The sequence below is a fragment of the Kitasatospora sp. NPDC057738 genome, assembly GCF_042798815.1.
Taxonomy (GTDB): domain Bacteria; phylum Actinomycetota; class Actinomycetes; order Streptomycetales; family Streptomycetaceae; genus Kitasatospora; species Kitasatospora lactacystinica.
Map to the genome: position 1 here is coordinate 73,790 of NZ_JBHVJT010000018.1, position 9,994 is coordinate 83,783.

Genomic DNA, 9,994 nt, shown 5'->3' on the forward strand with positions numbered 1-9,994 from the left:
ATCCACCGAATCGTGTTCGAGTGATCACCCTGCGTAGTTTCCTCCGGGGTCCGGGTGGTGGCAGGCCGCGCTGTGGTCCGCCCCCGGCGCGCCCTCGACCAGGGCCGGCCGTTCCCGCTCGCAGCGGGCCCGGTCCGCCGGGGACGTCAGCCCGGCGTAGCGCGGGCAGCGGGTGCGGAAGACGCAGCCGGTGCGGCGCTCGGTGGGCGGGGGAGGATCGCCGGCCAGCAGGACGCGGTCGCGGGCGCGTTCGGCGGCGGGGTCGGGGAGCGGGACGGCCGAGAGCAGGGCGCGGGTGTACGGGTGGCGGGGGCGGTCGAAGACGGCGGCCACCTCGCCCTGCTCGACCGTCCGGCCGAGGTACATCACGCTGACCCGGTCGGCGAGGTGCCGGATCACCGAGAGGTCGTGCGAGACGAACAGGTAGGACAGGCCCAGTTCGGCCTTGAGCGCCTGGAGCAGGTTGAGCACGCCGGCCTGGATGGAGACGTCCAGCGCGGAGACCGGTTCGTCCAGCACCAGCAGGCCGGGCCGGACGGCGAGCGCCCGGGCGATGGAGACGCGCTGGCGCTGGCCGCCGGAGAACTGGTGCGGGTAGCGGACGGCGTGCTCCGGGTCGAGCCCGACCTGGCGCAGCAGCTCGGGCACCCGGCGGGCGATCTCCTCGCGCGGGGTGCGCTGGGCGAGCAGCGGTTCGGCGACGATGTCGCCGATCGGCATCCGGGGGTCCAGGCTGGCCATCGGGTCCTGGAAGACGATCTGCACCCGGGCGCGGAGCCGGTGGGCCTCGGCCCGGGTGAGGGCGGCGGTGTCCCGGCCGAACAGTTCGATCCGGCCGGTCTCCGGGGCGCCGAGCCGCAGCAGCTCGAACAGGGTGGTGGACTTGCCGGAGCCGGACTCGCCGACCAGGCCGAGGGTCTCACCCTCCCGCAGGTCCAGGTCGACGCCGTCCACCGCGTACACCTCGCCGACCTTGCGCTTGAACACGGTGCCCTTGAGCAGGGGAAACGTTTTTCCGAGGCCGCTCACCGACAGCACCGGCGTCCGGGCGGAGCGGTCGCCGGGGCCGACGGCGGTGGAGGGCAGCTCCGGGACGGGATAGACCTCGGCCGGCGCGGGCCGCCGCTCGGCGAGCTCCGCCGAGCGCACGCACGCCGACAGGTGGCCGTCCGCCCCCTCCAGGGCGGGCTCGGCCGTGGCGCAGCGCTCCTGCGCCAGCGGGCAGCGCGCCGCGAACGGGCAGCCAGGGGGCAGTTCGGCCATCGGTGCCGGGGTGCCGGGGATCGGCACGAGCGGACCGCCGCGCCCGTCCAGCCGGGGCAGCGCGCCGATCAGGCCGAGCGAGTAGGGGTGGCGGGGGGCCGCGAACAGTTCGTCGACCCCGGCCGTCTCGACCACCCGTCCGGCGTACATCACCGCGACCCGGTCGGCCGTTCCGGCGATCACCCCGAGGTCGTGGCTGACCAGGACGAGGGCCGCGCCGGTCTCCTGCCGGGCGGTGCGCAGCACGTCCAGCACCTGGGCCTGGATGGTGACGTCGAGCGCGGTGGTGGGCTCGTCGGCGAGCAGGATGTCGGGTTCGTTGGCGACCGCCATGGCGATCATCGCGCGTTGGCGCATGCCGCCGGAGAACTCGTGCGGGAAGCTGTCCAGGGCCCGGTCGGGCGCCGGGATGCCGACCAGGTCCAGGAGTTCGGCGGCCCGGCGGCGCGCGGCGGCCTTGTCCACCCGCTGGTGGATGCGGACCGCCTCGGCTATCTGGTCGCCGATCCGGTAGACCGGGGTGAAGGCGGAGAGCGGGTCCTGGAAGACCATGGCGATCCGGCGGCCGCGGATCGCGGCGAGCTCCCGGCCCGGCAGCCCGACCAGTTCCCGTCCGTCCAGCCGCACCGAGCCGCTGACGCTCGCCGTGCCGGGCAGCAGCCCGAGCACGGACAGCGCGGTGACGGACTTGCCGGAGCCGGACTCGCCGACGATGCCGAGGGTTTCGCCGCGCCGCAGGGTGAGGTCCACCCCGCGGACGGCGGGGACCGGGCCGTCGGGCCCGGCGAAGTCCACCCGCAGGTCCCGGACGGCGAGCAGCGGGGTTTCGACGGTGGTGGTCACGGGTGCTTCCTACGGCCGGCGGAACGACGGGTACGGGGCGAACGGCGGGGCGCGACCCCGGAGGTGGGGTCGAGCGCGTCGCGCAGCCCGTCCCCGATCAGGTTGACGGCGAGGACGAACAGCACCAGCAGGGCGGCGGCGAAGTAGAACAGCCAGGGGAACACCGGGGCCTCACCGGTTCCGGCGGCGAGCAGGGTGCCGAGCGAGACGTCCGGCGGCTTGACCCCGAAGCCGAAGTAGGAGAGCGCGGTCTCGCTCATCACGGCGCCGCCGACCGCGATGGTGGCGTCGATGATGAGGAAGGAGGCGACGTTCGGCAGGATGTGCCGGCTGATGATCCGCAGCGGCCGCACCCCCATGAAGCGGGCGGCGCGGACGAATTCGCGCTCGCGCAGCGAGATGGTCATCGAGCGGACCACCCGGGCGGTGATCATCCAGTTGAACAGGGCGAGCAGCAGGACGAAGGCGATCCAGCCGGCGCTCTTCAGCCGGGCCGAGACGATGGTGATGATCAGGAAGGCGGGGAAGACCAGCAGCAGGTCCACCAGGAACATCAGCGCCCGGTCGGCCCAGCCGCCGAAGTAGCCGGCGCAGGCGCCGACCACGGAGGCCAGCACGGTGGAGAACAGCGCCACCAGCAGGCCGATGACCAGCGACTTCTGCAGGCCGCGGACGGTCTGCGCGAAGACGTCCTGACCGACCCCGTTGGTGCCGAACCAGTGCTCGGCGGAGGGGGGTTGGTGCAGTGCGGAGAAGTCGGGAGTGGCGTAGTCCCAGGGTGTGAGGTACGGGCCGCCGAAGGCGAGCAGGAACAGCAGCAGGACGACGACGGTCCCGGCGACGGCGCCGCGGGCGGCGAGCAGCCGGTTGAGCACGAGGCGTCCGCGACCGGCGGTCCGGGGGCCGGTGGCCGGGGCGGAGGGATCGGCGACGGTGGTGGTCATCTCAGGTCACCTCCGGTCAGGACCGCACGCGCGGGTCGAGGGCGGCGTGCAGGGTGTCGGCGAGGAAGCCGGAGGCGAGGACGACGACGGCGGTGAACAGGTTGACGGCCACCACGGAGTTGACGTCCTGTTCGTTGATCGACTGGATCAGCCACTCGCCCATGCCGTGCCAGCCGAAGATCGTCTCGGTGAAGATCGCGCCGGTGAAGATGCCCAGGAAGCTGTAGGCGAACATGGTCGACATCGGGATCACCGCGGTGCGCAGTCCGTGCTTGAGCAGCGCCCGGCCGCGGGTCAGACCCTTGGCCTCGGCGGTGCGCAGGTAGTCCGAGCCGAGCACGTCGAGCATGGTGCCGCGCTGGTAGCGGCTGTACGTGGCGAGGCCGCCGAGGGCCAGCGAGATCGTGGGCAGCAGCAGGTGCAGCGCCCAGTCGGCGAGGTGGGTGCCGAGGCCGCCGGTGAGCCCGGGGGTCTCGTAGCCGGTGAACGGGATCACCTCGTGGCCGACCGCGTCCTTGGCGGTGATCGCGCCGTTCTTGAGGATCAGCGCGACCAGGAAGACCGGGGTGGAGAGCAGGACGAAGGACAGCACGGTGAGCAGCCGGTCGGAGACCCGGTACTGGCGCACCGCGCTCCAGGCCCCGGCCGCGACGCCCAGGACCATGCCGAGCAGGCTGCCGATCAGCAGCAGGCGAAGCGAGACCCAGACCCGGCGGCCGAAGTCGTCGGTGACCGGGGTGTCGTGGATGGTCCGGCCGAGGTCGCCGTGGAGCAGCCCGCCGGCCCAGTGGCCGAAGCGCTCGACGACCGGGGTGCGGTCGTTCAGGTTGAGCGCGGTGAGCTGGCGTTCGACCGATTCGGCGGCCGGGCGGGGGACCTTGGCGTCGAAGTAGGTGCGCGGCTGCAGGGCGGTCGCGGAGATCGCGTACGCCAGGAAGACGGCGGCGATCAGCAGCACCGCGTAGTAGCCCAGGCGTTTCGCCAGGTAGCGGAGCATCAACGGCCGCCCGCTGCGGTGCGGGTGGGGCCGACGCGTCTGGTGGGCATCGGTTGGCCTTCGGTCCGGGCCCGTTCGGGCGTCAGTCGGGTGGTCTGGCAAGGGAGTTGGGAAAGCGCAGGTCAGAGTGAAGCACCGGGGCACTGAGCTGGTGTTGCGTCCGTGTTGCCGTGTGTGACTTTTGGATCAGACGTGCGCTCCTCCCCCTGGTGGTCGGTCTGATCCGCTGTTACGTTCTGCTCGCTCGATGCCGAATTGGCTGCCCACGCTCAAGCCTCGTCACACCTCGCGCGCCCCACATCCCGTCATCGATCCCAGGGGACCCTCATGGACGCTTCCACCACGGCCGGCCGTCTCGGCCGGGCGGCCGCCCTCGCCGTCGCCGTCGCGCTCGCGGTCACCGCGTGCACCTCGGGCGGGGGTGGCTCCGTCGACGGCGCGGCCAGGAGCGAGCCGCCGGGGCAGGGCTCCAACGACCTCAACCCCAAGCCGCTGGACCAGATCAAGGACGGCGGCGAGGTGCGCTTCCCGCTGTACCAGTGGATCACCCAGTGGAATCCGCTGCAGGTGGACGGCTACTACGGTTCCGCGGTCTCGATCATGCGCAACCTGGAGCCTTCGCTCTTCACCACGGACGCCGCCGGCACCTTCCTGCCCGACCCGGACTACCTGGTGGACGCCAAGGTCACCTCGACCTCGCCGCAGGTGGTCACCTACAAGCTCAACCCCAAGGCCAAGTGGTCGGACGGCAAGCCGCTGAGCTACCTGGACTTCAAGGCCGACTGGCAGGCCGCGAGCGGCAAGGACCCGGCGTACAACCTCTCCGACCCGTCCGGCTACGAGCAGATCTCCGCGGTCGAGCAGGGCGCCGACCCGAGCGAGGTCAAGGTCACCTTCGCCGAGCCGTACGCCGACTGGCAGAACCTGTTCCGCCCGCTGATGCCGGCGGCCGGCATCTCCACCCCGGACGACTTCAACAAGGGCTGGGTGGAGAAGATCCCGATCACCGCGGGCGCGCTGAAGGTCGGCACGGCGGACAAGACCGCGCAGACCCTGACCCTCGTCCCGGACCCGGCCTGGTGGGGCACCAGGGCCAAGGTCGACAAGGTGACCTTCCGGGTGATGTCCCAGGCGGCGACGACCCAGGCGTACCTCAACAACGAGATCGACTACGCCGCGGCCGGCACCGCCACCGCGTACGGGCAGCTCAAGGGCGCCAAGGACACCGTGATCCGGGCCGCCAGCCCGTGGGACGAGGTGCACATCTCCTTCGGCGGCACCGGCGCGCTGGAGGATCCGAGGGTCCGCCAGGCGCTCGGCAGGGCGCTGGACCGCTCGGCGCTGATCAAGATCGCCAACAACGGGGTGCCGGTGGAGTTCAAGCCGCTCGGCAACCACATCTTCATGCCCAACCAGACCGGGTACCAGGACACCTCCGGCGACTGGGCGAAGTTCGACCCGGCCGCGGCCAAGAAGCTGCTGGACGAGGCGGGCTGGAAGGAGTCCGGCGGCCAGCCGCGGACCAAGGACGGCCGGCCGCTGGAACTGCACTGGGTGCTCAACGACTCCACGCCGCAGGCCCAGATCGACCTGGCCACCGCGGCGGTGGCGATGTGGCAGGCGGTCGGGGTCAAGGTCAGCCTGGACAAGGTGGCGGCCAACGACTTCTTCACCAAGTACGTGAACCCGGGCAAGTTCGAGATCGCGAGCTGGCGCAACACCGACTCCTTCCCGCTGTCCAAGAGCCTGACCAACTTCCGGCTGCCGGTGGGCGACAACAGCTTCAGCAACCCCTCGCGCCTGGGCAGCCAGGAGATCGACGACCTGCTGAAGAAGGCGGCCGGGACGGTCGACCCGCAGGAGGCGGCGAAGCTCTACAACCAGGCGGACGCGAAGATCTGGGAACTCGGCCACACCGTCGAGCTCTACCAGCGGCCGGAGGTGGTGGCGACCCGCAAGGGCCTGGCCAACTACGGGGCCTTCGGCCTGGCGGGGGAGGACTACAGCAGGATCGGCTGGGAGAAGTAGCCGCCGCCGGGACGGGACGGGCCGCACGGCAGGCGCTGGCGAGCAGCGCGGTGATCACGAGGCCGGTGGCGCGGACGCGGGAGGATCGGCTCTGCCGCCCCCGCTGTCCCGCCACCCGCCTTGACCTTCCGCGTTGCCCGCAGGCCGCCCGTGTCATGGGGCCCGGCAGGGCCCGCGCTCTTCCAACCGGGGAAGAATCTAGCGGCGCGCCGGTCGCCCGAGGGGCAGCGCGCGGGGCGCGCCCGGAAACCCGCCGCGCTGTCACCCGGTTCGCGCACCGGAGCGTCAACTGGGGCTGACGGCAAGGAAAAAAGGGACATTCAGGGCCATCGTGCCCGGGGGCGCGCGGGGTTCTCGCTACGCGCCCGAGCGTGCACACCTGCCCTGCCCGAGCCTGCCCCCTGCCCTGCCCGAGCCTGCCGTGCCCGAGCGTGCACACGGCCCTGCCGGCGCGTGCACACCTGCCGCGCCGGTGCGTGCACCGGGCCGGAGGCGCTGCCAGGATGCGCGGGACGACCCCCTCCCGACTCCCGGAGCAGCTCCGATGGTCAGTGACCCCGCAGCCGCGGCACCCCCCGGCCACCCCGTCGACCCGCCGCCGGTGCGCCGGATGGTCCCGCGCGACCGGCACGAGCCGCACCGGGTCGCCACCCCGTTGGAGCTCTTCTTCGACCTCTGCTTCGTGGTCGCGGTGGGCCAGGCCGGGCGCGAACTGGCCCACTCCCTGGCGGCCGGGCACTACGGCGAGGGCCTGCACGGCTACACGCTGACCTTCTTCGCGATCTGGTGGGCCTGGATGAACTTCACCTGGTTCGCCTCCGCGTACGACGTCGACGACGTGCCGTACCGGGTCACCACGCTGGTGCAGATCGCCGGGGTGCTGATCCTCGCCGCCGGGGTGCCGCGGCTGTTCGCCACCCAGGACCTGACGCTATCGATCGTCGGCTACGTGGTGATGCGCCTGGCGATGGTCACCCAGTGGCTGCGCGCGGCCGCCGGCGAACAGGGCCTGGCGCGCCGGGTCGCGCTGGGCTACGCGGCGGGGATCACGCTCTGTCAGGTCGGCTGGGTGGTGGTGCTGTTCCTGCCGCCCGGCGTCCGGTCGTACGTCATCCCGGTCGGGGTGCTGTGCGAGCTGGCCGTGCCGGTGGTCGCCGAGCTGCGGATGCGGACCTCCTGGCACCCGCACCACATCGCCGAGCGGTACGGGCTGTTCACCCTGATCGTGCTCGGGGAGACGGTGGCGGCCGCGACCGTCGCGGTGCAGTCGGCGGTGGACGAGCACGAGAGCCCGGGGCGGCTGGTGCCGGTCGCGGTCGGCGGGCTGCTGATCTGCTTCTCGGCCTGGTGGATCTACTTCGCCCGGTCCGTCCACGAGCACCTGCGGTCCAACCGGCAGGCACTGGTCTGGGGATACGGGCACTACCTGGTGTTCGGCTCGGCGGCGGCGATCGGCACCGGGCTGGAGGTCGCGGTGGAGTCGGCGGTGCACAAGGCGCACATCTCGGAGACCGCCGCCACCGCGACGGTCACCGTGCCCACCGCGCTCTACCTGTTCACGGTCTGGTTCCTGCACTCCCGGCACACCAAGCGGGGCGCGGCGGCCCAGGCGGTGGCGCCGACGGGGGCCGTGCTGGTGCTGGCCTGCACCGCGCTCGGCGGCTCCGGGGTGCTCGCGGCGGGCCTGGTCTGCGCGCTGATGATCGCGGTGGGCGTGCTGATCCACGGCCGGGAGAGCAAGCGGGCGGGTGCCGGCGGGCCGGGTGTCGGCGGCGCGAGTGCCGGCGGGCCGGGCGTCGGCGGGGTGGGCGCACGCTAGCCGACCCGCTCCAGCAGCACCGGCTCGTGCCGGGCCAGCCAGTCCAGGTAGGCGGGGTTGACCTTGGCCAGATCCAGGTAGGCGGCCCGCAGTTCGCCGTACAGCGCGTCCAGCGCGGGCGGGCTGAGCACGCGCGGACGCCAGGTGAACAGCAGCCGGACGGCCAGCGGGTCCCCGTGCACCGGGCGGACCACGGTGCCGGGCCCGGGCAGCGAGGTCGGCTGGCAGGGGCGGACGGCCTCGCCGGAGGCGACCAGCTCGGCGGCGGTGGCGTTGTCCCGCACCTGTACCACCCGGGGGTTGAGCCCGGCCTCGCTGAACACCCGGCGCATCGCCGCGTACTCGTGGTCGGCGGTCGGGTCGACCATCCAGGTGTCCTCGGCGAGGTCGGCCAGGTGGACGACCGGCCGGGCGGCGGCCGGGTGCCCGGCCGCGAGCGCGACGAACTGCGGCTCCCGGGCCATCAGCACCCGCTGCTCGGCGTCCGGCGGCACCCGCAGCGGGAAGCCCTCGCTCTCGTACACGAAGGCCACGTCCAGCTGGTCGGCGGCGACCATCCGCAGCAGCGCGCTGGCCGAGACGTCCACGTGGATGGTGGTGTCGGTGTCCGGCAGCCGCTCGTGCACCCGGCGCAGCCAGGCCGCGACCGCCCGGCTGCCGACGCTGCCGATCCGCAGCCGCCGCTGCCGGCCGGGCCCGGCCGCGTCCCGGGCCTCCTGGCGGGCGGCGGTCACCAGGGCGGCCATCTCGGTGATCACCGGCCGGGCCCGGGAGAGCACCGAGTGACCGAGCGCGGTCGGCCTGCTGCCGGTCTGCTCGCGGGTGAACAGGGTGCCGCCGATGGCCCGTTCGATCCGGTGCAGCTGGGTGGTGAGGGAGGGCTGGGTCATGCCGAGCTGGAGCGCGGCCTTGCGGAGGCTGCCGCTGTCGGCGATCGCGCACAGCACCCGGAGGTGTCTCACGTCGAGCTCCACGTCCGGAGCATAGACGCCGCCGCACCGCCTCGCCAAGGACATGACAGGCATTCAAGGGCATGCCGAAGGGCCGGTCGGCGGATCGACCGGCGGACCGACCGGCGTATCGACCGGCGTATCGACCGGCGGATCGACCGGCGCGGCGCGCGGCGGACCCGGCCGCTATGCGGCCGAGCTATCGCCGGTTGGCATCATCCGCGAGGGCCCCGGGCGGGTCGAAGCTCGGGGGCAGCAACCCGCCCCGGTCACCGCCGGGGACGGCCCCCACCGTGCACCGCCCCCGGGCCCGGCCCCCACCGGCCCCGGCGCGGCGGCGCACCGCGAAACCGGAGCCCCGCATGAAGCGATCCGTGCTGTCCGCCGCCCTGGGCCTGGCCCTCGCGGCCGGCCTCGCGACCCTGCCCGCCACCGTGGCCGCCGCGGCCCCGGCCGCCCCGGCCGCCGTCCAGGGCTACACCCCCTCGACGTACGCCGGCTCGGCCGCGGAGACCGCGGACAACCAGGCCTTCTTCCAGGCCGTGATGGCCTCCGCCAAGGCCCGGCAGGCCGCCAACCCGTGGCTGCTGACCGTCACCGTCACCTACGACACCGCGAACGCGCCCTCCTTCACCGGCCAGATATCCCAGGCCGCGCAGATCTGGAACGGCTCGGTGCGCAACGTGCGGCTCCAGGAGACCGGCGGCAGCGGCGACTTCTCGTACTACGAGGGCAGCGACAGCCGCGGCTCCTACGCCAGCACCGACGGCCACGGCCACGGCTACGTCTTCCTCGACTACCAGCAGAACCAGGAGTACAGCTCGCTCCGCGTCACGGCGCACGAGACCGGGCACGTGCTCGGCCTGCCCGACGACTACTCCGGTCCGTGCAGCGAGCTGATGTCGGGCGGCGGCCCCGGCCCGTCCTGCACCAACCCGTACCCCGACGGCAACGAGCGCGGCCAGGTCGACTCCCTCTGGGAGAACGGACTCGCGGCGCGGAACTGACCCGGCCCGCAGGCGGGTTCGGAGCGGGGGGGGGGGCCGGCCGGAACGGGGGGGTCCCCCCCCCCCGGCCCCCCCCCCCCCAGAAACCCCCCCCCCCCCCCAACAAAACCCCCCAGGAACAACACAGCCAAAACAAAAAAAAA

At 73.0% G+C, this 9,994-nt stretch carries 7 protein-coding genes; 3 read left to right on the forward strand and 4 right to left on the reverse strand.

From position 1 onward, the window contains the following. Positions 1–24: 24 nt before the first annotated feature. Genes ACFVGO_RS12725 through ACFVGO_RS12735 form a run of 3 tightly spaced genes read right to left on the reverse strand, consistent with a single transcriptional unit; the run spans position 25 to position 4,047 of the window. Entirely contained in the window at positions 25–2,106 is a 2,082-nt protein-coding gene (locus ACFVGO_RS12725; protein ID WP_380631687.1) for a dipeptide ABC transporter ATP-binding protein, read from the reverse strand. Then, on the reverse strand, positions 2,103–3,050 hold the full coding sequence (locus tag ACFVGO_RS12730; RefSeq protein WP_359901816.1) for an ABC transporter permease: 948 nt from the start codon (positions 3,048–3,050) through the stop codon (positions 2,103–2,105). The genes ACFVGO_RS12725 and ACFVGO_RS12730 overlap by 4 nt, the downstream gene beginning before the upstream one ends. A gap of 16 nt (positions 3,051–3,066) precedes the next feature. Next, positions 3,067–4,047: an ABC transporter permease gene (locus ACFVGO_RS12735; protein ID WP_359901813.1), complete on the reverse strand. Its 981-nt coding sequence runs from the start codon at positions 4,045–4,047 to the stop codon at positions 3,067–3,069. 327 nt (positions 4,048–4,374) lie between these two features. On the opposite strand from ACFVGO_RS12735, the gene ACFVGO_RS12740 reads away from it, so the two are divergent. Both ACFVGO_RS12740 and ACFVGO_RS12745 read left to right on the forward strand, forming a co-directional pair. Beyond that, a complete protein-coding gene (locus tag ACFVGO_RS12740; RefSeq protein ID WP_380351458.1) occupies positions 4,375–6,075 on the forward strand; it encodes an ABC transporter family substrate-binding protein in 1,701 nt (566 codons plus the stop codon). Positions 6,076–6,619: 544 nt separating this feature from the next. Beyond that, the gene (locus ACFVGO_RS12745) at positions 6,620–7,894 is read left to right on the forward strand and encodes a low temperature requirement protein A (protein ID WP_359901807.1); all 1,275 of its coding nucleotides are present in this window, start codon (positions 6,620–6,622) and stop codon (positions 7,892–7,894) included. Here the strand turns inward: ACFVGO_RS12745 and ACFVGO_RS12750 are convergent. Continuing rightward, on the reverse strand, positions 7,891–8,910 hold the full coding sequence (locus tag ACFVGO_RS12750) for a LysR family transcriptional regulator (RefSeq protein WP_359901805.1): 1,020 nt from the start codon (positions 8,908–8,910) through the stop codon (positions 7,891–7,893). The genes ACFVGO_RS12745 and ACFVGO_RS12750 overlap by 4 nt on opposite strands. Positions 8,911–9,206: 296 nt before the next feature. Between ACFVGO_RS12750 and snpA the strand changes: the two genes are divergently transcribed. Further along, on the forward strand, positions 9,207–9,851 hold the full coding sequence (gene snpA, locus ACFVGO_RS12755) for a snapalysin (protein WP_380351455.1): 645 nt from the start codon (positions 9,207–9,209) through the stop codon (positions 9,849–9,851). Positions 9,852–9,994 lie beyond the last annotated feature (143 nt).